Source organism: Leifsonia sp. GW821-FHT13C09 (assembly GCF_058806435.1).
On record NZ_JBXAPS010000001.1, the window covers coordinates 1,004,236 to 1,022,148 of the forward strand.

21 protein-coding genes are annotated in these 17,913 nt (G+C 72.6%); 16 read left to right on the forward strand and 5 right to left on the reverse strand.

Annotated elements, in window-relative coordinates; translation table 11 throughout:
* Window positions 1–36: 36 nt before the first annotated feature.
* From AC1ROW_RS04825 to AC1ROW_RS04855, 7 genes are read left to right on the forward strand one after another with little or no spacing between them, the layout of a single operon-like run.
* Window positions 37–1,251, forward strand: coding sequence for a molybdopterin molybdotransferase MoeA (locus AC1ROW_RS04825; protein WP_493017702.1), 1,215 nt, complete (start codon window positions 37–39; stop codon window positions 1,249–1,251).
* Window positions 1,248–2,270: a bifunctional molybdenum cofactor biosynthesis protein MoaC/MoaB gene (gene moaCB, locus AC1ROW_RS04830; protein WP_493017703.1), complete on the forward strand. Its 1,023-nt coding sequence runs from the start codon at window positions 1,248–1,250 to the stop codon at window positions 2,268–2,270. The genes AC1ROW_RS04825 and moaCB overlap by 4 nt, the downstream gene beginning before the upstream one ends.
* Window positions 2,267–2,680 (forward strand): molybdenum cofactor biosynthesis protein MoaE, encoded by a 414-nt coding sequence (locus AC1ROW_RS04835; protein ID WP_493017704.1) that lies wholly within the window; start codon window positions 2,267–2,269, stop codon window positions 2,678–2,680. The genes moaCB and AC1ROW_RS04835 overlap by 4 nt, the downstream gene beginning before the upstream one ends.
* Before the next feature lie 57 nt (window positions 2,681–2,737).
* A complete protein-coding gene (locus AC1ROW_RS04840; RefSeq protein ID WP_493017705.1) occupies window positions 2,738–3,142 on the forward strand; it encodes a TOBE domain-containing protein in 405 nt (134 codons plus the stop codon).
* Window positions 3,139–3,951 (forward strand): molybdate ABC transporter substrate-binding protein, encoded by an 813-nt coding sequence (gene modA / locus AC1ROW_RS04845; RefSeq protein ID WP_493017706.1) that lies wholly within the window; start codon window positions 3,139–3,141, stop codon window positions 3,949–3,951. Before AC1ROW_RS04840 ends, modA begins: the two co-directional genes overlap by 4 nt.
* Complete coding sequence (locus AC1ROW_RS04850; protein WP_493017707.1) at window positions 3,948–4,775, forward strand: ABC transporter permease; 828 nt, start codon at window positions 3,948–3,950, stop codon at window positions 4,773–4,775. Before modA ends, AC1ROW_RS04850 begins: the two co-directional genes overlap by 4 nt.
* Complete coding sequence (locus AC1ROW_RS04855) at window positions 4,772–5,824, forward strand: sulfate/molybdate ABC transporter ATP-binding protein (RefSeq protein ID WP_493017708.1); 1,053 nt, start codon at window positions 4,772–4,774, stop codon at window positions 5,822–5,824. Before AC1ROW_RS04850 ends, AC1ROW_RS04855 begins: the two co-directional genes overlap by 4 nt.
* A 135-nt stretch (window positions 5,825–5,959) precedes the next feature.
* Here the strand turns inward: AC1ROW_RS04855 and AC1ROW_RS04860 are convergent, their stop codons facing one another.
* The 3 genes from AC1ROW_RS04860 to moaA are packed head-to-tail and all read right to left on the reverse strand — an operon-like array spanning window position 5,960 to window position 7,669.
* A complete protein-coding gene (locus tag AC1ROW_RS04860) occupies window positions 5,960–6,298 on the reverse strand; it encodes a hypothetical protein (RefSeq protein ID WP_493017709.1) in 339 nt (112 codons plus the stop codon).
* A gap of 44 nt (window positions 6,299–6,342) precedes the next feature.
* On the reverse strand, window positions 6,343–6,594 hold the full coding sequence (locus AC1ROW_RS04865) for a MoaD/ThiS family protein (protein WP_493017710.1): 252 nt from the start codon (window positions 6,592–6,594) through the stop codon (window positions 6,343–6,345).
* Window positions 6,587–7,669 carry a GTP 3',8-cyclase MoaA gene (gene moaA, locus AC1ROW_RS04870; protein WP_493017711.1) on the reverse strand — a complete coding sequence of 361 codons (1,083 nt, stop codon included), beginning with the start codon at window positions 7,667–7,669 and terminating at the stop codon, window positions 6,587–6,589. The genes AC1ROW_RS04865 and moaA overlap by 8 nt, the downstream gene beginning before the upstream one ends.
* Window positions 7,670–7,730: 61 nt before the next feature.
* On the opposite strand from moaA, the gene AC1ROW_RS04875 reads away from it, so the two are divergent.
* The 6 genes from AC1ROW_RS04875 (at window position 7,731) to AC1ROW_RS04900 (ending at window position 13,593) form a co-directional block, all read left to right on the forward strand.
* Window positions 7,731–8,324 (forward strand): sulfite oxidase-like oxidoreductase, encoded by a 594-nt coding sequence (locus AC1ROW_RS04875; RefSeq protein ID WP_493017712.1) that lies wholly within the window; start codon window positions 7,731–7,733, stop codon window positions 8,322–8,324.
* The gene (locus AC1ROW_RS04880) at window positions 8,321–9,073 is read left to right on the forward strand and encodes a ferredoxin reductase (protein ID WP_493017713.1); all 753 of its coding nucleotides are present in this window, start codon (window positions 8,321–8,323) and stop codon (window positions 9,071–9,073) included. Before AC1ROW_RS04875 ends, AC1ROW_RS04880 begins: the two co-directional genes overlap by 4 nt.
* A gap of 5 nt (window positions 9,074–9,078) precedes the next feature.
* The gene (locus tag AC1ROW_RS04885) at window positions 9,079–9,333 is read left to right on the forward strand and encodes a DUF6510 family protein (protein ID WP_493018363.1); all 255 of its coding nucleotides are present in this window, start codon (window positions 9,079–9,081) and stop codon (window positions 9,331–9,333) included.
* 65 nt (window positions 9,334–9,398) lie between these two features.
* The gene (locus tag AC1ROW_RS04890) at window positions 9,399–10,895 is read left to right on the forward strand and encodes an SDR family NAD(P)-dependent oxidoreductase (RefSeq protein WP_493017714.1); all 1,497 of its coding nucleotides are present in this window, start codon (window positions 9,399–9,401) and stop codon (window positions 10,893–10,895) included.
* Between the two features lie 254 nt (window positions 10,896–11,149).
* Window positions 11,150–13,132: an APC family permease gene (locus tag AC1ROW_RS04895; protein ID WP_493018364.1), complete on the forward strand. Its 1,983-nt coding sequence runs from the start codon at window positions 11,150–11,152 to the stop codon at window positions 13,130–13,132.
* Between the two features lie 47 nt (window positions 13,133–13,179).
* Window positions 13,180–13,593 (forward strand): DUF1622 domain-containing protein, encoded by a 414-nt coding sequence (locus AC1ROW_RS04900; RefSeq protein ID WP_493017715.1) that lies wholly within the window; start codon window positions 13,180–13,182, stop codon window positions 13,591–13,593.
* A 17-nt stretch (window positions 13,594–13,610) separates the two neighbouring features.
* Here AC1ROW_RS04900 and AC1ROW_RS04905 read toward each other — a convergent pair whose 3' ends face one another.
* Entirely contained in the window at window positions 13,611–13,997 is a 387-nt protein-coding gene (locus AC1ROW_RS04905; RefSeq protein WP_493017716.1) for a DUF5997 family protein, read from the reverse strand.
* A gap of 54 nt (window positions 13,998–14,051) precedes the next feature.
* On the opposite strand from AC1ROW_RS04905, the gene AC1ROW_RS04910 reads away from it, so the two are divergent.
* Window positions 14,052–14,702 (forward strand): LysR family substrate-binding domain-containing protein, encoded by a 651-nt coding sequence (locus AC1ROW_RS04910; RefSeq protein ID WP_493017717.1) that lies wholly within the window; start codon window positions 14,052–14,054, stop codon window positions 14,700–14,702.
* Window positions 14,703–14,783: 81 nt separating this feature from the next.
* The gene (locus tag AC1ROW_RS04915; RefSeq protein ID WP_493017718.1) at window positions 14,784–16,094 is read left to right on the forward strand and encodes an alpha-hydroxy-acid oxidizing protein; all 1,311 of its coding nucleotides are present in this window, start codon (window positions 14,784–14,786) and stop codon (window positions 16,092–16,094) included.
* Here the strand turns inward: AC1ROW_RS04915 and AC1ROW_RS04920 are convergent.
* Window positions 16,072–16,479: a hypothetical protein gene (locus AC1ROW_RS04920; protein WP_493017719.1), complete on the reverse strand. Its 408-nt coding sequence runs from the start codon at window positions 16,477–16,479 to the stop codon at window positions 16,072–16,074. The two genes, AC1ROW_RS04915 and AC1ROW_RS04920, sit on opposite strands and share 23 nt — an antisense overlap.
* A 137-nt stretch (window positions 16,480–16,616) precedes the next feature.
* Between AC1ROW_RS04920 and AC1ROW_RS04925 the strand changes: the two genes are divergently transcribed.
* A complete protein-coding gene (locus AC1ROW_RS04925) occupies window positions 16,617–17,909 on the forward strand; it encodes an alpha/beta hydrolase (RefSeq protein WP_493017720.1) in 1,293 nt (430 codons plus the stop codon).
* Window positions 17,910–17,913: the final 4 nt, after the last annotated feature.

Sequence of the window (17,913 nt, forward strand, 5' to 3'; positions counted from 1 at the left end):
CTCGCCTGGCCTCGGGACGCGCGGGATACTGAAGCCATGACCCCACCGCGCAGCGTCGAGGAGCACGTCGAACACGTAGGCCGCCTGCTGGAGCCGCTCTCCGCGGAGCCGGACATCGAGATCGTGCGGCTCGCCGACGCCGCCGGGCGCGTCGCCGCCGCCGACGTCCGGTCGGAGGTCGACCTCCCGCTCTTCCGGAACGCGCAGATGGACGGCTACGCGGTGCGTGCGGCCGACATCGCGCGCGTGCCGGTCGCACTCGAAGTGACCGGCGACGTCCCGGCCGGCCATGAGGTGCCGCTGACGCTGACACCGGGCACGGCCATCCGGATCATGACCGGCGCGCCGGTGCCGAGCGGCGCGGACGCGATCGTGCCCGTGGAGGACACCGAGCTCGTCCTGGGCCGGGACGACGACCTGGCCGGCGCGGTGGTGGAGATCCGGCGCTCCCGCAGGCGCGGCGAGTACGTGCGCGAGCGCGGGAGCGACCTGGAGCGCGGCGACGTTCTGGTGACGGCGGGCACGAGGCTGGCCGCACGGCACCTGGCGGCGCTCGCCGCTGCGGGCGTCAGCTCGGTGGCCGTCCGCGCGCGGCTGCGGGTGGCCGTCCTGACCACGGGATCGGAGCTCGCGACACCCGGCCGCGGCGTGCGCTTCGGGCAGGTCTTCGACGCCAACGGCGTCGCCCTCGCCGCACTGGTCGAGGAGTCCGGCGCCGTCGTGTCGCTGCGGGCGAGCAGCAGCGACGACCCGGCGGCCTTCGCACGCGTGTTCGACGCCGCGGTCGCCTCCTCCGACCTGGTGGTCACCTCCGGCGGCATCTCGAAAGGGGCGTACGAGGTGGTGCGGGAGGTGCTGCTGCCGCGCGGCGCGGAGGTCACCACGGTGGCGATGCAGCCCGGCGGCCCGCAGGCGACCGCGGTCGTCGACGGCGTTCCGGTGCTCTGCTTCCCGGGCAACCCGGTCAGCACGCAGGTGTCGTTCGCGGTGTTCCTGCGCGGGCCGCTGCGCCACGCGGCCGGCCTGCCCGCCCTGCCGGTCCGGCGTGTCCGGCTGGCGGAGTCGGTGCGGTCGGTGCCGGGCAAACGGCAGTTCCTGCGCGGCCGGCTCCGCGAGGACGGCGTCGCGCCGGTCTCCGGGCCGAGCTCCCACCTCGTGGCGGCGATGGCCACCGCGGACGTGCTCATCGACCTGCCAGAGGAGGCGGAGGCGGTCGAGTCCGGCTCGGACGTGACAGTCTGGACCCTATGAGCGAGCTCACCCACCTGGACGCCGACGGTCGCGCCCGCATGGTCGACGTCGGCGCGAAACCGGAGACCGACCGGGAGGCCGTGGCCCGCGGACGGCTGGTGACCACCCCGGAGGTGGTGCGCCTGGTCGCCGCGGACGACCTCCCGAAGGCCGACGTGCTGGCGACGGCGCGCATCGCCGGGATCGCCGGCGGCAAGCGCACGAGCGACCTCATCCCGCTCTGCCACCCGCTGCCGCTGAACTCGCTGAGCGTGGACTTCGCGCTCGACGAGACGGCCGGGTCGATCGCGATCGAAGCGGTGGCACGCACGCACGGGCGCACCGGCGTGGAGATGGAGGCGCTGACCGCGGTCGCCGTGGCGGGGCTGACGCTGCACGACATGGTGAAGGCGGTGGACCCGGCGGCGAGCCTGACGGACGTCCGGCTCGTGGCCAAGAGCGGCGGGAAGCGCGGGGAATGGCGCAGGGAGGGCGAAGCGGAGCCCGTGCCCTCGACGCCCGAGCACACCCCCGCGTACACCCGCGCGTCCACCACCTCCGCCGTCGTGATCGTCGCCTCCACCCGCGCCGCGGCGGGCGAAGCGGCCGATACCACCGGCCCGGCCATCGCCTCCTGGCTCGAGGGCCACGACCTCGACCCCGAGGTGCGCGTCGTGGCGGACGCGGACATCGCCGCCAGCCTGAAGGCCGCCGTCGCCGAGCGTCCCGCCGTCATCCTCACCACCGGCGGCACGGGCGTCGCCCCCGACGACCGCACCCCGGAGGCCACCGCCGCCGTCCTCGACCGGGAGCTGCCCGGCCTCGCCGACGCGCTGCGGGCCCGCGGCGCGGCCTCCACTCCGCTCGCCGCGCTGAGCCGCGGCCGGGCGGGCGTCGCCGGCCGCACGCTCGTCGTGAACCTCCCCGGCTCCCGGGGCGGCGTCGCGGACGGGCTGGCCGTCCTGGACGAGGTCCTGACGCACCTCCTCGACCAGCTCCGCGGCGACAGCGATCGCGACCACGACGGGAGCCGCCGATGAGCGACATCTTCGCCGACATCTCCGACCGTCCGCTCGACCCGTCGACGCTGGACGAGTTCGTCTGGCGCCGCGAGGCCGGCGCGGTCGTGTCGTTCCAGGGCATCGTGCGCGACCACGACGGCGGCCGTTCCGTCGTCTCGCTCGACTACCGGGCGCATCCCGAGGCCGCCGACTTCCTGCGGCGCTGCTGCGAGGACGTCGCCGCGCGCACCGGCCTGCGCGTGGCCGCCGTGCACCGGGTCGGCTCTCTGACCATCGGCGACCTCGCGCTCATCGCGGCCGTGGCGGCTCCGCACCGGGCGGAGGCGTTCGCCGCGTGCGCCGAGCTGGTCGAGCGGATCAAGGCCGAGGTGCCGATCTGGAAGCGCCAGCACTTCGGCGACGGCGCGTCGGAGTGGGTCGGACTCTGAGCCGGCACCCGGTGGAGGGGTCGATTTCGACGCGTCTGCCGGTCTAGAGTGCTGTTCGTGCCGCAGATACGGGTAAGGGACGCCTCGAGCTTCCTGGGGGTGAGCGACGACACCGTGCGCCGCTGGATCGACGCAGGAATGCTCTCCAGCGACAAGGACGACGGCGGACGCACCGTCGTGGACGGCCTGGAGCTCGCCCGGCTCGCCAAAGAGAACGCCGTCCTCCCCGCCGACCGGTCCGGGGTCGGCCGGTCGGCGCGCAACCGGTTCGTGGGAATCGTGACCGACATCGTCATGGACACGGTCATGGCGCAGGTCGAACTGCAGTGCGGCCCGCACCGCGTCGTGTCGCTGATCAGCAGCGAGGCGGTGCGCGAACTCGGCCTGGAGCCGGGCTCGGTCGCCGTCGCGGTCGTCAAGGCCACCAACGTCATCGTGGAGACCGCCGAGGCGGCCGAATGAGGAGAACCTTGCGCAACCGGTCGCGGTTCGGGATGGTCGCGGCCGCGCTCGTGACCGTGGCGTTCGCCGTCGCGGGATGCTCCGCCTACGCGGGATCGGACGCACCGACGCAGACCCCGACGAAGCACGACATCACCGGCACGGTCACCGTCTTCGCCGCGGCCTCCCTCACCAAGACCTTCACCGCGCTCGGCGCGGGCTTCGAGAAGGCCAACCCGCACAGCACCGTCCGTTTCAGCTTCGGCGGATCGTCCGACCTGGTCACCCAGCTGAGCGCCGGAGCCCCGGCCGACGTGTTCGCCTCGGCGGACCAGAAGAACATGGGCAAGGCGATCTCGGCGGGGATCGTGTCCGGCGACACGGTCGACTTCGCGACGAACGTGCTCGCGATCGCCGTTCCCCCCGGGAACCCGGCTCACGTCACGGGGTGGGCCGACCTCGCCGAGCCGGGCCGGAAAGTCGTCGTCTGCGCTCCGCAGGTCCCCTGCGGCGCCGCGACCGCCGCGGTGGAGTCGAAGACGGGTGTGACGCTGAAGCCGGTGAGCCAGGAGTCCTCGGTGACCGACGTGCTCGGCAAGGTGTCGTCCGGGGAGGCCGACGCCGGCATCGTCTACGTCACAGACGTGAGGGGCGCGGGGAAGAGCGTCGACTCCGTGCCGTTCCCTGAGGCGGAGGACGTCGTCAACACCTACCCGATCGCGAAGCTCAAGCAGGGACAGAACTTCACCGGGGGCGCGGCTTTCATCGCATACGTGACAGGGCCGGAGGGCAGGAAGGTGCTCGAGGCCGCCGGCTTCGGGAAGCCGTGACCCGCCGCGCGCCCGCCGGCACGGGGACGGGCACCGGCATCCCCGGCTGGGTTCTCGCTGTGGCCGCGCTCGGCGCGCTGTTCGTGCTGCTCCCGATCGTCGCGATGGTGACCCGGGTGGACTGGACGCAGTTCGTCGCGCTGATCGCCTCGCCGTCGTCGGTGGACGCGCTGCTGCTCAGCCTGCGCACGTCGCTCGCGGCGACGATCGCGTGCCTGGTGCTCGGCATCCCGCTGGCGATCGTGCTGGCCCGGGTGCCGTTCCGCGGGCGCGGACTGGTGCGGGCGATCGTGCTGCTGCCGCTCGTGCTGCCTCCCGTCGTCGGCGGTCTCGCCCTGCTCGCCCTCTACGGCCGGCGCGGGCTGCTGGACGGGGCGATCCCGATCGCGTTCTCGACGCCGGGGGTGGTGATCGCGCAGACCTTCGTGGCGCTGCCGTTCCTGGTCCTCAGCCTGGAGGGGGCGCTGCGCACCACCGGCCGACGCTACGAGGCGGTCGCCGCCACCCTCGGCGCGCGGCCGTCGAGCGTGCTGTTCCGCGTGACGCTGCCGCTGGTGGCGCCCGCGATCGTGTCGGGCTCGATCCTGTCGTTCGCGCGGGCGCTCGGCGAGTTCGGGGCCACCCTGACCTTCGCCGGGAGCCTGCAGGGCACGACGCGCACGCTGCCGCTGGAGATCTACCTGCAGCGGGAGACCGACCCGGACACCGCCGTCGCGCTGTCGCTGGTGCTGATCGCGGTCGCGATCGCGGTGGTCGCCGTAGCGCACGGGGCGGGTGAGCCGCTGCGCCGGAGTCCGCGGCGGGTGCGCGAGGCGACGTCGTGAGCCTCGAATTCTCCGCCACGGTCGCCGAACGCGACGTCGCGGTGGACCTGCGGCTCGGCACGGGCGAGACCCTGGCGCTGCTCGGCCCCAACGGCGCGGGCAAGTCCACTGTGCTCGGGGTGCTGGCCGGGCTGGTTCGCCCGGACGCGGGGCGCGCGACCCTCGCCGACGAGACGCTGTTCGACCTCCCAGGCGCCGATCGCACAGCGTCCTGGCTGCCCCCGCACCGCCGCGGCATCGCCCTGCTGGCGCAGGACGCCCTGCTCTTCCCGCACCTGACCGTGCGCCGCAACGTCGAGTTCGCGCCGCGGTCGGCCGGAGCCTCCCGGTCGGGGGCGCGCGCGAAGGCCGACGAGTGGCTGGAGCGCACGGGCGTCCAGGAGCTGGCGGAACGCCGTCCGGACGAGCTCTCCGGCGGACAGGCGCAGCGCGTCGCCATCGCCCGCGCGCTGGCGGCGGAGCCCGACCTGATCCTCCTGGACGAGCCGCTGGCCTCCCTCGACGTGAGCGTGGCGGGCGAGCTGCGCGGGATTCTGGCCGAGGTGCTCGCCGGCCGCACCGCGGTCGTCGTGACGCACGACGCGCTCGACGCCTACCTGCTCGCGGACCGGGTCGCGGTCCTCGGCGCCGGGCGCGTGGTCGAGGAGGGCGCGGCGCGCGACGTGCTGACGCAGCCCCGGCACCCGTTCACCGCCGAGCTGACGGGCCTCCGCCTGCTCACCGGGCGGCGCACGGCGACCGGCCTGCTCACCGACGACGGTCTCGCCCTCGACGGCACGGCGACAGCGCAAATCGCGGAGGGCCGGCCGGTGACGGCGGTCGTGCGGCCCTCGACGGTCGCGGTGCGGGCGGGCGACGCTGAGCCGGCCGCGACCGGCATCCGGGCGACGGTCACCGCGCTCGAACCGCGCGACGACCTGGTGCGGTTGCGCACCGACCGGCTCACCGCGCTCGTCCCCGCGGCCGTGGTCGCCGAGCTGCGCCTCGCCCCCGGCGCCCACGTCACCCTGACCGTGCCACCCGCCGAGGTCCGCATCTCCCCCGCCTGACGCGCGCGATTCGTCACGAATGTCGCGATTCCCGCGCCTATTCGCCGCATTCGGCACGAATGTAACCGGCGCAATTCAGCACGAATGGCGCGAATGCCGCCGCGATTCGCGCGATTCGGCACGAATGTCGTGGGCCTAGTTCGAGCCGAGCTTCATCCCCGCGGTGGAGTAGCCGCCGTCGGGGTTCGCGGACGGGCGCGGCTCGTCGAAGGCGGGGTTCGCCTTGCCGGGAAGGCTCTCCGGCGCCACCCGTGCCCGGCTCGCGCCCACGATCGCGATCACGCACGCCGCCAGCAGCACGACGCCCGCGACCAGCAACGCCAGCCCGAATACCGCGCCGCGGGTCAGCAGCGCGACGCCGAACGGCACGGTCAGCCACGTCCCGATCCCGGTAAGCACCGCCGCGACCACCAGCGCCGCGAACCTCCCCTGCCGGCGCCGCACGGCCGCCAACTCCTGCATGTGCACGCTCATCGTGTCCCCCTTCGCCGCAGTCTAGCGAAGCGCGTGCTGCGGACTCAGCCCCCGGCGAATGGAGGCAGCACGTCCACTCTCTCGCCGATCGCCGCCTCCGGGTCGCGCGACACGACGCCGTCGACCAGGAACGATCCGTTGCGCAGCACCAGCCGCATGGCCTCGCCGTAGCGCGCGTCGAGCAGCTCGCGGAGGGCGCCGACGGTCGGGGCGTCGAGCGAGACCCGCTCCTCCTCGCGTCCGGCCGCCTCTTCGGCAGCCGCGAAGTACCGCACCAGGATGCTGCGCTCAGCCACCGATCGCCCCCATGCTCCGCACCGGCGGCACGAAGCCGGCGGCCTCCATCCCGTGCCCGGACTGCTTGCCCCACATCGCGCCCCGCCACCAGCGGGCCAGCTCGGCGTCGTCGGCGCCGCCGCGCAGCAGCGCGCGCAGGTCGGTCTCGTCGTCGCCGAACAGGCACGAGCGCACCGTGCCCTCCGCGGTGATCCGGGTGCGGTCGCACGCGGAGCAGAACGAGCGGGTCACGGAGGCGATGATGCCGACCGTCGCCGGGCCGCCGTCGACCAGCCACTCCTCGGCGGGAGACGACGGGTCGTCCGGGCGCCCGGCCTCCACCAGGTCGAACCGGGTGCGCAGGACGGCGAGCAGCTCTTCGGCGGAGACCATGTTCTCGCGCAGCCAGGTGTGGTCGGCGTCGAGCGGCATCTGCTCGATGAAGCGCAACCGGCAGCCGTGCTCCAACGCCCAGGCGAGGAGGTCGGGGGCGCCGGCGAGGGTCTGGCGCATCATCACGGCGTTCAGTTTCAGCGGCGTCAGGCCCGCGGCGTGCGCGGCGGCGATCCCGGCGAACACGGCCGGCAGCCGGTCGCGGCGGGTGAGCGCGGCGAAGTGCTCGCGGTCGACGGTGTCCAGCGAGATGTTGACACGGGTCAGCCCGGCGGCGACGAGCTCGCGCACGCGGTGGTCGAGGCCGATGCCGTTGGTCGTGATGCTCAGGTCGATGCCGGGCGCTGCGGCGGCCGAGAGCCCGATGATCTCGGCGAGGTCGGCGCGCATCAGCGGCTCGCCGCCGGTGAAGCGCACCTCGCGGATGCCGAGGTCGCGCACGCCGATCCCGATCAGCCGGGCGATCTCGGCGGGGGTCAGCAGCTCCTCGCGCGGGATGGCCGGGAGGCCTTCCGCCGGCATGCAGTAGGTGCAGCGCAGCGAGCATTTCTCCGTCACCGATACCCGCAGGTCGCGGGCGACGCGGCCGAACCGGTCCACGAGCCCTGGAACGTCCGGGCGGCCGTCGACGCCGGGGGCGACAGCGCTCCCCTCATCCCGCAGCGACATGCTGCGCGGGAGCCCGAGATTCACCGCGGTCATGTCCTCACCCTAGACCGACCGGCCATAGACCGGTGCACGGCGACGGGAATAAGCTCCGCGCATGGGAATCATCTCGTCCGGCTTCCTCGGCCGGCGCAGAACCGAGGACCCCCGCCTCCCACCGGGGCAGTACGTCACGGAGGGCTTCCCCGTGCTGTCGGCCGGGCCGACCCCCAGGATCGCGAAAGAGGACTGGGCGTTCACGATCACGACCGAGAAGGGCGTGGTGCACCGCTGGAGCTGGGACGAGTTCCTGGCCCTCCCGCAGGACGACGTCGGCACCGACATCCACTGCGTGACGAGCTGGTCGAAGCTCGGCACCTCGTGGCGCGGCGTCGCCCTCGACACCCTGTTCGAGAACGTCGACACCGACTACGAGTACACGATGGCGCACTCCTACGGCGGCTACACCACGAACGTCCCGCTGAAGGACCTCCTCGACGGCAAGGCCTGGGTGGCGCACACGTTCGACGGCGCCGACCTCCCGCCCGAGCACGGCGGGCCGGCCCGCCTGCTGGTGCCGCACCTCTACTTCTGGAAGAGCGCCAAGTGGGTGAGCGGGCTGGAGATGCTGCCGCAGGACCAGCCCGGCTTCTGGGAGCAGAACGGCTACAACATGTACGGGGACCCCTGGAAGGAAGAGCGCTACTGGTGAGCAGCGCGTGGCGGGTGGCGGACGTCGTGGCCGCGCACCAGGAGACAGCGACGGCCCGCACGATCCGGCTGCGCCTGCCGGGGCTCGCCGGGCACCTCGCGGGTCAGCACGTGGATGTGCGGCTCACCGCGCCGGACGGCTACCAGGCCGTGCGCTCCTACTCGATCGCGTCCGCCTCCGGCGCGGGCGGCCTGGCGCCGGACGAGTTCGAGCTGACCGTGGAGGAGCTCCCCGACGGCGAAGTCTCCCCGTACCTGGTGCACGGCCTCGCGGTCGGCGAGCAGCTGGAGGTGCGCGGCCCGGTCGGCGGCTGGTTCGTCTGGCGGGCGGGCGAGGAGGGCGCCGTGCAGTTGATCGCCGGAGGCTCCGGCGTCGTGCCCCTGATGTCGATGGCCCGCGCACACGCCGCCGCGGCGAGCGCCGCGCCGTTCCGGCTGCTGTACTCGGCCCGCACGCCGATGTCGGTCTACTACCGCGACGAGCTGATGGCGCTCGGCGAGGGAAGCGCGCCGTTGCGGATCGACTACGTGTTCACGCGGGAGGCACCGGAGGGCTGGCCGGTCGAGGCGGGGCGCCTCACGCAGGAGACGCTCGGCGCGCTCGTGCTTCCGGCGGCGGACTCGCCGCGGTTCTACCTGTGCGGGTCGACCCCGTTCGTCGAGGCGGTCTCCGACTGGCTCGTCGACGCCGGGCATGACCCCGACCGCATCCGCACCGAACGCTACGGCGGGATCGGAGGGGCAGCGTGAGCGACATGGACTACCTCGACGGCAATGCCGCGGCGGGGCTCCTCTCGGAGGTCTTCGCCGTCGACGTGACCGTCGCACGCGGCAAGTGCGCGCACTGCGGCGACGTGTCGGCGATCGCCAAGGCCCACCTGTGGCCCGACGACCACGGGATGGTGCTGCGCTGCCGGGTCTGCTCCGACGTCATCGCGATGGCGACCGAGCGCGAGGGCAGGCTCTGCCTCGACCTCCGCGGGCTGGACTGGCTCGAGCTGGAGGTCTGAGCTCCGCTTCCCCGGGGGTAGGCACCCTCAGCGGGCGGTCATCCGCGCCCCAGTACAATCGTCCGGTGCCAGCCGAAACCTCCGCGAGTCTCGATCCCGACGACCTCGCGACCACCCTCCGCGTCCTCGCGCAGCTCCACGAGCTCGACCAGGAGCACCCCGACTTCGTCGCCGTCCGCCGCGCCACCGCCCACATGTTCAAGGCCGTCAAGCAGGCCAGGCGGCGCGAGCTCCGGGAGGCCGAGCTCGCCGCCGACCGCGCCGTCATCGCGGCGACCGCGACCGGCGCCCCCGACCGCATCGATGACGAGACGCGCGGCCGCGACCTGACCTCCCCCACCACCGGCTCCACGACCGCCGGTACGCTGATCAACTCGCAGGCCTGCTACATCTGCAAGCAGCACTACACCGAGGTGGACTGGTTCTACCACCAGCTCTGCCCGTCCTGCGCCGCCTTCAGCCACGCCAAGCGCACCGCCCGCACCGACCTGACCGGCAAGCGCGCGCTGCTCACCGGAGGCCGCGCCAAGATCGGCATGCACATCGCGCTGCGCCTGCTGCGCGACGGCGCCGACCTCACCATCACCACGCGCTTCCCGCGCGACGCAGTGCGCCGGTTCTCCCAGCTGCCCGACGCCGCCGAGTGGCTGCACCGCCTGCGCGTGGTCGGCATCGACCTGCGCGACCCGGCCCAGGTGATCGGCCTCGCCGACTCCGTCGCCGCCCGCGGCCCGTTGCACGTGCTCATCAACAACGCCGCGCAGACGGTCCGCCGCTCCCCCGGCGCGTACTCGCTGCTGGCGGAGGCCGAGTCGCACCCGCTGCCCGACGGTCCGCTCCCCGAGCTGGAGACGTTCGGCCACACCGCCGATCCGCACCCGCAGGCGCTCGAGGCCTCCGTCGCCGCCCACCCGCTGCTGTCGTCCGCCAACGTGAACGGCACCGTCGCCGAGCTGGTCGGCGCCGCCGCACTCACCGCGAACGACCTCGCCTCGGCCGCCATGGCCGCCGGGTCGTCCTCGCTGGAGCGCCACCACGATGGCACCGCGATCGACGCCGGCGGCCTGGTGCCCGACGTACAGCGCGTGAACACCTGGACCCGCGCGGTCGGCGGCATCGACCCGCTGGAGCTGCTGGAGGTGCAGCTCTGCAACACGACCGCACCCTTCATCCTCATCGACCGCCTCCGGCCGGCGCTCGCCGCAGCGGGCCGCGCCTACGTGGTGAACGTGTCGGCGATGGAGGGCGTCTTCGGCCGCCGCTACAAGGGCGCCGGCCACCCGCACACCAACATGGCGAAAGCCGCGCTCAACATGCTCACCCGCACGAGCTCGCAGGAGCTGTTCGAGACGGACAACATCCTGATGACGAGCGTCGACACCGGCTGGATCACCGACGAGCGCCCCCACTACACGAAGGTCCGCCTCGCCGAGGAGGGCTTCCACGCCCCGCTCGACCTGGTGGACGGTGCGGCGCGAGTGTACGACCCGGTGGTGCGGGGCGAGGCGGGTGAGGATCTGTACGGGGTGTTCCTGAAGGATTACCGATCGTCGGCGTGGTGAGCGCGGCCGCCTGACTATACTTTTCCAGGCATCGCGGGGAGGCCGGTAGCGGGTCCTTCCCGAAGGTCTCTTCCGGCGCTCCGTGCGATGAACGTACAGTGAGCACGAAGGTGAACGAAGGGCAGCCGATGTCGAGCACTTCCCCGTCCGGTGACAAGGCGCAGGGCACGGGCTCTGCGACACCGGACGATCCGTCCTCAGGCGGCGCGGCTTCGATCCCGGCCGAGCTCACCGGAGACGCTCCGCGGCGCGTGATGCCCAAGCAGCCGATCCCGATCCCGGGCCAGGCGCATCCGCTGGCCCCGGCGCCCGCGCACGGCGGCCGCTTCAAGCACTGGCTGCTGCGGGGCATGATCGACGAGCGCGGCACTCAGCAGGGCCCGCACGGCCGGAACCCCGAGCGCACCCACTCGTGGTGGCAGGTCATGTGCCTGACCGGTGTCGACTACTTCTCCACCCTCGGCTACCAGCCCGCGATCGCGGCCCTGGCGGCCGGCCTGATCTCGCCGTTCGCGACGCTCGTGCTGGTGGCGCTGACGCTGCTCGGCGCGCTCCCGGTCTACCGCCGGGTCGCCCGGGAGAGCTTCCGCGGCTCCGGCTCGATCGCCATGCTCGAACGGTTCCTGCCGTGGTGGGCGGGCAAGCTCTTCGTCCTCGTGCTGCTCGGATTCGCCGCGACGGACTTCATGATCACCATCACGCTGTCCGCCGCCGACGCCTCGGCGCACGCGATCGAGAACCCGTTCGCGCCATCGTGGTTCCACGGCAACAACGTCCTCATCACCCTCTTCCTGCTCGCGCTGCTCGCGGCAGTGTTCCTCAAGGGCTTCAAAGAGGCGATCGGCATCGCCGTCGTGCTCGTGGCCGTGTACCTGGCGCTCAATGTGGTCGTTGTGACCACCTCCATCGTCCAGGTGTTCCAGCACCCGACCGCCATCGACGACTGGTGGACCGCGGTGTTCGTGACGCACGGCGACCCGCTGCTCGTGGTGGGCGTCGCGCTGCTGGTGTTCCCGAAGCTCGCGCTCGGTCTCTCCGGCTTCGAGACCGGCGTCGCGGTCATGCCGCAGATCAAAGGCAAGGCCGGTGACGACCCCGCCCAGCCCGAAGGCCGCATCCGCGGCGCGCACAAGTTGCTCACCACAGCCGCGATCATCATGAGCGTGTTCCTCATCACCTCCAGCTTCACGACCACGCTGCTCATCCCGCAGAAGGAGTTCCAGCCCGGTGGAGCCGCCAACGGCCGTGCGCTCGCCTACCTCGCCCACGAGTACCTCGGCAACGGCTTCGGCACGGTCTACGACATCAGCACCATCCTCATCCTGTGGTTCGCCGGCGCCTCCGCGATGGCCGGCCTGCTGAACCTGGTGCCGCGCTACCTCCCCCGCTACGGGATGGCGCCGCAGTGGGCCCGCGCGGTGCGGCCGCTGGTACTGGTCTTCACCGCGATCGGTTTCCTGATCACGCTGGTCTTCGACGCGAACGTGGACGCCCAGGGCGGCGCGTACGCAACCGGCGTTCTCGTGCTGATCACGTCGGCCTCGCTCGCGGTGAGCCTGTCGGCCTGGCGCAAGAAGCAGCCGAAACGCACCGTCGTGTTCGCGATCATCACCGCGATCTTCGTCTACACGACCATCGACAACATCATCGAGCGCCCCGACGGCCTCCGCATCGCGACGCTGTTCATCCTGGGCATCCTGATCGTGTCGATCGTGTCCCGCGTCGGGCGGTCGTTCCAGGTGCGTGCGACCAGCGTCACCTTCGACGTGACGGCGCTCGACTTCATCCTGGAGGACGCGGAGGAGGGCGAGATCCGCATCATCTCGCACGAGCCCGACGTCGACACGACGAAGGAGTACGAGGAGAAGAACAAGGACGAGCGCCGCTTCAGCCACATCCCGCAGCGGTCGCGCACCATCTTCCTCGAGGTCATCAAGTCCGACTCCTCCGACTTCGAGGAGGACCTGGTCGTGCACGGCGTCGTCAAGTACGGCTACCGCGTGCTGCAGGTGAAGAGCGGCAACGTGCCGAACACCATCGCGGCGGTCCTGCTGGAGATCCGCGACATCACCGGCGTCGTGCCGACGATCTACTTCGAGTGGACCGAGGGCAACCCGATCTCGAACATGTTCCGCTACCTGATCACCGGGGTCGGCGAGGTCGCCCCGGTGACCCGTGAGGTGCTGCGCGAGGCCGAGAAGGACGTCAAGCGGAGGCCGGCCGTCCACGTGGCCTGAGCTGCGCGCCTCTCTCCACCGCGGGCGCGGTGTGCCACCATGTGCGCATGGATACCCACGCGGTCTTCGAGGCGGTCGGGGTCGCCTTCGAGTTCGCGGGCGTCGTCGCCCTGGCGGTCGGCTTCGTCGTCGCGCTCGCGATCGCGGTGGCGGTCTGGGTGCGCACACGCAGCGGCGCGGACGCCTTCCGCACCCTGAGGGAGGCCTTCGGCGGCGTCATCCTGCTCGGTCTCGAACTGCTGGTCGCGGCCGACCTGGTCAAGACGGTGACCTCGAACCCGACGCTCACCGATGCGCTGGTGCTCGGGATCATCGTGCTGATCCGCACCATCCTGAGCTTCTCGCTGCAGGTGGAGATCGACGGTGTCGCGCCCTGGCGCCGCGCGTTCGTCACCGGCCCGGAGGTGCTGGCGCACGCGGTCAGGAAGGCCGGGTCGGCGGGGACGCCGGAGCAGCCGTAAGCCCGCGCAGCGGTAGGTCAGTCGCGCTCGGTCCGCGCCGTCCGCTCCGCGTTTCGCTGCTTCACCCGCGCGTTCTCGGCGTGCACCTGCGCATGGGTCGCGCGCTCGGCGACCAGCCACTCCGGCTTCTCCTCGAGGAGGGCCTTGATCTCGGCCGTGGTGAGCGGCTCGGTGACGCCGGCGCGGGCCAGCCCGGAGTTGCTCACGCCGAGCTTGTGCGCCACGACGTCGCGCGGGTGCGGGCCGTCGGCGCGGAGGGCGACCAGCCAGGCGGGCGGGTTGGCGTTCAGCTCGTCGAGTTCGGTGCGGCTGATCTCACGGTCGCGGAACTCCTCCGGGGCCGCCGACAGCAGGATGCCGAGCTTCTTGGCCGCAGTGGCCGCCTTCATGGTCTGGGGCTTCATGCCTTCCAGGGTATCGTCCGCGCCGGGTGGCGGCCTGCCGGTAGCCTGGCCTGCATGGCCTCCCGCTTCGCCCTCGCCTTCCCGCTCGGTGTCACGATCGGCAAGTGGACGCGCGTCTTCGCCGAACGGCAGCCCGACGTGGAGCTCGTGGTGCGGCCGTCGGCCGACCCGCTGGGCGCGCTGGCGGCGGGCGAGGCCGACATGGTGTTCGCGCGCGACGCCGAGGCCGACGAGGACCGGCACCTCATCCCGCTCTACACGGAGGATGTCGTGGTCGTGATGCACCACGAGCACCTGCTGACCCTGGAGGAGAAGCTGCACCTCGCCGATCTCGACGGCGAGCCCCGGGTCACCGGCGAGCCGTCGGAGGCGTTCATGCGCAGCGTGGCCGCCGGCGACGGCATCGCCCTGCTGCCCGCCTCCGTGGCGAAGGCGCTGCGCCGCAAGGATGTGACGGCGATGCGCCTGGAGGACGGCCCGACCTCCCAGGTCGGCCTGACCTGGCCTCGGGAGGGGCAGCATCCGCTGGTGGACGAGTTCATCGGCATCGTGCGCGGGCGCACAGCGCACAGCTCGCGCAACCCGGAGGTGGCCGCGACCGAAGCCGCGCAAGCCCAGCGCTCCCCCAAAGGCGCCAAAGGCGCCAAACCCCCCAAACCCTCCAACCCCCGCACCCCTCGAAAGGGCGGCCCGCGAAAGCGCTGACCGCATCGACCTGGCAGGACACGCCGTCTGCGCGCGGCGCGAGGCGGCGTGTCCTGCCAGGTGGATGTGCAGAATGGGCGCATGACGACGACGACGCTGGCGAACAGCATCGGCCGGTCGGCGCAGAGCGTCGTGTACCGCGCGGGCGTGAGCGGGCGACGGCCGGCGATCCCGGTCGCGTTCCCCGCGCTGGAGCGCGCGGCGCGCCGGCGGATGTCGCGCGCGGCCTTCGCGTACATCGCGGGGTCCGCGGGGCTGGAGCGCACCGACCGGGCCGACACCGACGCGTTCGCCCGGCACCGGATCGTGCCGCGCGTGCTGCGGGACATCTCCCGGCGCGACCTGTCGATCGAGCTGTTCGGCCGCCGCCTGCCCGCTCCCCTGCTGCTGGCGCCGATCGGCGTGCTCGAGCTGGCCCGCCGCGACGGCGACGCTGCCGCCGCGCGCGCCGCAGCCGCGCATGGCATCCCCGCCGTGCTCTCCACTCAGGCCTCAGCTCCGATGGAGGCCGTCGCCGCCGCCATGGAGGACGTCCGGCCGGGGGCAGCGCGCTGGTTCCAGCTCTACTGGAGCTCGTCGCGCGACCTGGTCGCGAGTCTGGTCGCCCGGGCGGAGGCGAGCGGCTGCGAGGCGATCGTGGTCACTCTCGACACCCACGTGCTCGGCTGGCGCCCGCGCGACCTCGACCTCGGCTACCTGCCGTTCAGCCGCGGCCTCGGCATCGCCCAGTACACCAGCGACCCGGTGTTCCGCCGGCTGGTGCGGGAGCGGATGGCGGCCGCGGGTCCCCGCGAGCGCGCCGCCGTCACTCCGGCCGCGCTGGCGTCCTTCGCGAGCATCCTGCGCCACCACCCCGGGGACCTGCGTGAGAACCTGCGTTCCGGCGAGCCGCTGGCGGCGGTCGAGACGTTCCTCGACGTGTTCGCCGACCCGTCGCTCGGCTGGGACGACCTGGCGTTCCTGCGCGAGCACACGAGCCTCCCGATCGTCCTGAAAGGCGTCCTGCACCCCGACGACGCCCGCCGGGCCCTCGACGCGGGCGTGGACGCCGTCTACGTGTCCACCCACGGCGGCCGGCAGATCGACGGCGAGATCGCGGCGCTCGACGCCCTGCCCGGCGTCGTGGACGCTGTCGGCGGCCGCCTCCCCGTGCTGTTCGACAGCGGGATCCGCGGCGGCGCTGACGCGGTGATCGCGCTCGCGCTCGGCGCCAGGGCCGTCGCGGTGGGGAGGCCGTACGCCTACGCGCTCGCGCTGGCCGGCGAGCGCGGCGTGAGCGAGCTGCTCCGCAACCTCCTGGCCGAGCTCGACATCACGCTCGGGCTCTCCGGCGTCGCCCGGGTCGCCGACCTGGACGGCTCGGTCCTGGCTACGCCGCCGCCCGGACGATGAGCGACAGCAGCGCCTGCGCGTAGGCGGACGCCGCGTCCTCCTCCTCGAAGTAGCGCTCGGCGCCCTCCAGCTCCAGCGTGACCCGGTACCCGTCCGGTGTGCGCGCCAGGTGACGGAAGGAGCCGCCCAGCAGCTCCCTGAGCTGGTCCTCGCGCGGGATCCACAGCGCGTCCTCGACGGCGAGCGAGTCGAGCGCCCACTCGGTCGTGCCGTTGAAGCCGAGGATGGTGCCGGTGTCGAAGTGGTGCGCCTCGATCGTCATCTCGCTCACGGTGAAGCGCTCGCCTGCCATGCCCGGCCGGTCGATGGCGAAGGTGTCCCCCGACGCCGGCTGCCAGCGCAGGCCGGCGGCGCGAAGCAGCCGCGCGGTGTCCTCGTCGATCATTGCCGCTCCTCTCGTGTTCCGGTCCGCCCCCAGTTCGGGGGCGAACCTGGAGAATACGCCCCGGCACCGGGGTTTCGTTCACCATCCGTTCGATTCTCGGCCATAGGTTCGCTCCATGGGAATGCCGACGAGACGCCGTGTTTGACGCGCTGCTCTCCATCGACGTGCTCGACGGTCCGGTACCGATCCTCGCGTTCGCCGTCGCCGCCGCACTGCTGGTCGTCCTCCTGGCGCGCCGTCCCTCTCTCGCTCTGCTCCGCCGGTTCGGCCTCGCCTGCGCCGTCGGCCTCCTGGGCGCCGTCATCGCCTGGCTCGTCTGCGTCCGCTGGCTCAACCTGTTCGGGGAGTCGCTCGGCGCCGGCAACTACCTCTGGGTGGCCGCGGTGTTCTGCGGGGTCGCGCTCTGCGTGGCCAGCCTCGGCCGCACTCCGCGGTGGCGCACGGTGGTGGCCGCCGTCGCGATCCCGGCGTTCGTCCTGGCGGCGATCCTCGGCATCAATCTGAACTACGGACTCGACCGCACTGTCGGCAACGTCCTCGCCATCACGATCCCGAACCCGATCAAAGCCAGGCCGCTCACCGTTCGGAGCGCGGGCTACGACGTCGCGCTCTGGAGGCACTGGAAGGCGCCGGCCGGGATGCCGCTGAAGGGCACCACCGGAACCGCGCACATCCCGGGGACGATCAGCGGCTTCCACGCCAGGGAGGCCGGCGTCTACCTGCCGCCCGCCGCGCTCGTGCCCCACCCGCCCGCACTGCCCCTCGTCGTGATGATGATGGGTCAACCCGGCAACCCCGACCCGGAGCCCATCGCGTCCGTGCTGAACGGGCTCGCCGCTCAGCATCACGGCCTCGCGCCCGTCGTCGTCGTCGCCGACCAGCTCGGCCCCGGGATGCCCGACACTCTCTGCCTGGACACGGCGCAGCGCGGCAACGCGGCGACCTACATCACGCGGGACGTCACGGACTGGGCCGCCCGGCACCTCCCGATCACCCACGACCACCGGTTCTGGTCGGTCGCCGGGTATTCCAACGGCGGCCTGTGCGGACTCTCGTTCGGCATCGACCACCCCGACCTGTTCGCCAACGTCCTCGACATCTCCGGGGAGGAGTATCCCGGCGCAGAGCACCCGGCGGAAACGCTCAGCCAGTTCTTCCACGGCGACAAGGCCGCCTACGAGCGGTCCAAGCCGCTCAGCCGGCTCCTCCCCGGAGCGTTCCCCGGCTCGATCATCTTCACGGCCTGCCGCGACGACCCGTGGTACCACAGCATCGCGAAGCTCGAGGTGCGGGCGACGCAGCGCGCAAGAGTGGCGAGCACGTTCATCGACCTCCCGAGCGGAGGCCACGGCATGGGCGCACTGATGGGTGGCCTGCATGGCGGCCTTCCACTGCTGTACGGGACGCTGGGGCTGCAGAAACCGGCCTAGCCGA

Coding starts and splice junctions, on each gene's coding strand:
- AC1ROW_RS04915 (WP_493017718.1), top strand. CDS start 14,784: ATGACGACGACGACGCTGGCGAACAGCATCGGCCGGTCGGCGCAGAGC.
- AC1ROW_RS04900 (WP_493017715.1), top strand. CDS start 13,180: ATGGATACCCACGCGGTCTTCGAGGCGGTCGGGGTCGCCTTCGAGTTC.
- moaA (WP_493017711.1), bottom strand. CDS start 7,669: ATGACCGCGGTGAATCTCGGGCTCCCGCGCAGCATGTCGCTGCGGGAT.
- AC1ROW_RS04895 (WP_493018364.1), top strand. CDS start 11,150: ATGCCCAAGCAGCCGATCCCGATCCCGGGCCAGGCGCATCCGCTGGCC.
- AC1ROW_RS04860 (WP_493017709.1), bottom strand. CDS start 6,298: ATGAGCGTGCACATGCAGGAGTTGGCGGCCGTGCGGCGCCGGCAGGGG.
- AC1ROW_RS04835 (WP_493017704.1), top strand. CDS start 2,267: ATGAGCGACATCTTCGCCGACATCTCCGACCGTCCGCTCGACCCGTCG.
- AC1ROW_RS04905 (WP_493017716.1), bottom strand. CDS start 13,997: ATGAAGCCCCAGACCATGAAGGCGGCCACTGCGGCCAAGAAGCTCGGC.
- AC1ROW_RS04920 (WP_493017719.1), bottom strand. CDS start 16,479: ATGATCGACGAGGACACCGCGCGGCTGCTTCGCGCCGCCGGCCTGCGC.
- moaCB (WP_493017703.1), top strand. CDS start 1,248: ATGAGCGAGCTCACCCACCTGGACGCCGACGGTCGCGCCCGCATGGTC.
- AC1ROW_RS04885 (WP_493018363.1), top strand. CDS start 9,079: ATGGACTACCTCGACGGCAATGCCGCGGCGGGGCTCCTCTCGGAGGTC.
- AC1ROW_RS04825 (WP_493017702.1), top strand. CDS start 37: ATGACCCCACCGCGCAGCGTCGAGGAGCACGTCGAACACGTAGGCCGC.
- AC1ROW_RS04910 (WP_493017717.1), top strand. CDS start 14,052: ATGGCCTCCCGCTTCGCCCTCGCCTTCCCGCTCGGTGTCACGATCGGC.
- modA (WP_493017706.1), top strand. CDS start 3,139: ATGAGGAGAACCTTGCGCAACCGGTCGCGGTTCGGGATGGTCGCGGCC.
- AC1ROW_RS04875 (WP_493017712.1), top strand. CDS start 7,731: ATGGGAATCATCTCGTCCGGCTTCCTCGGCCGGCGCAGAACCGAGGAC.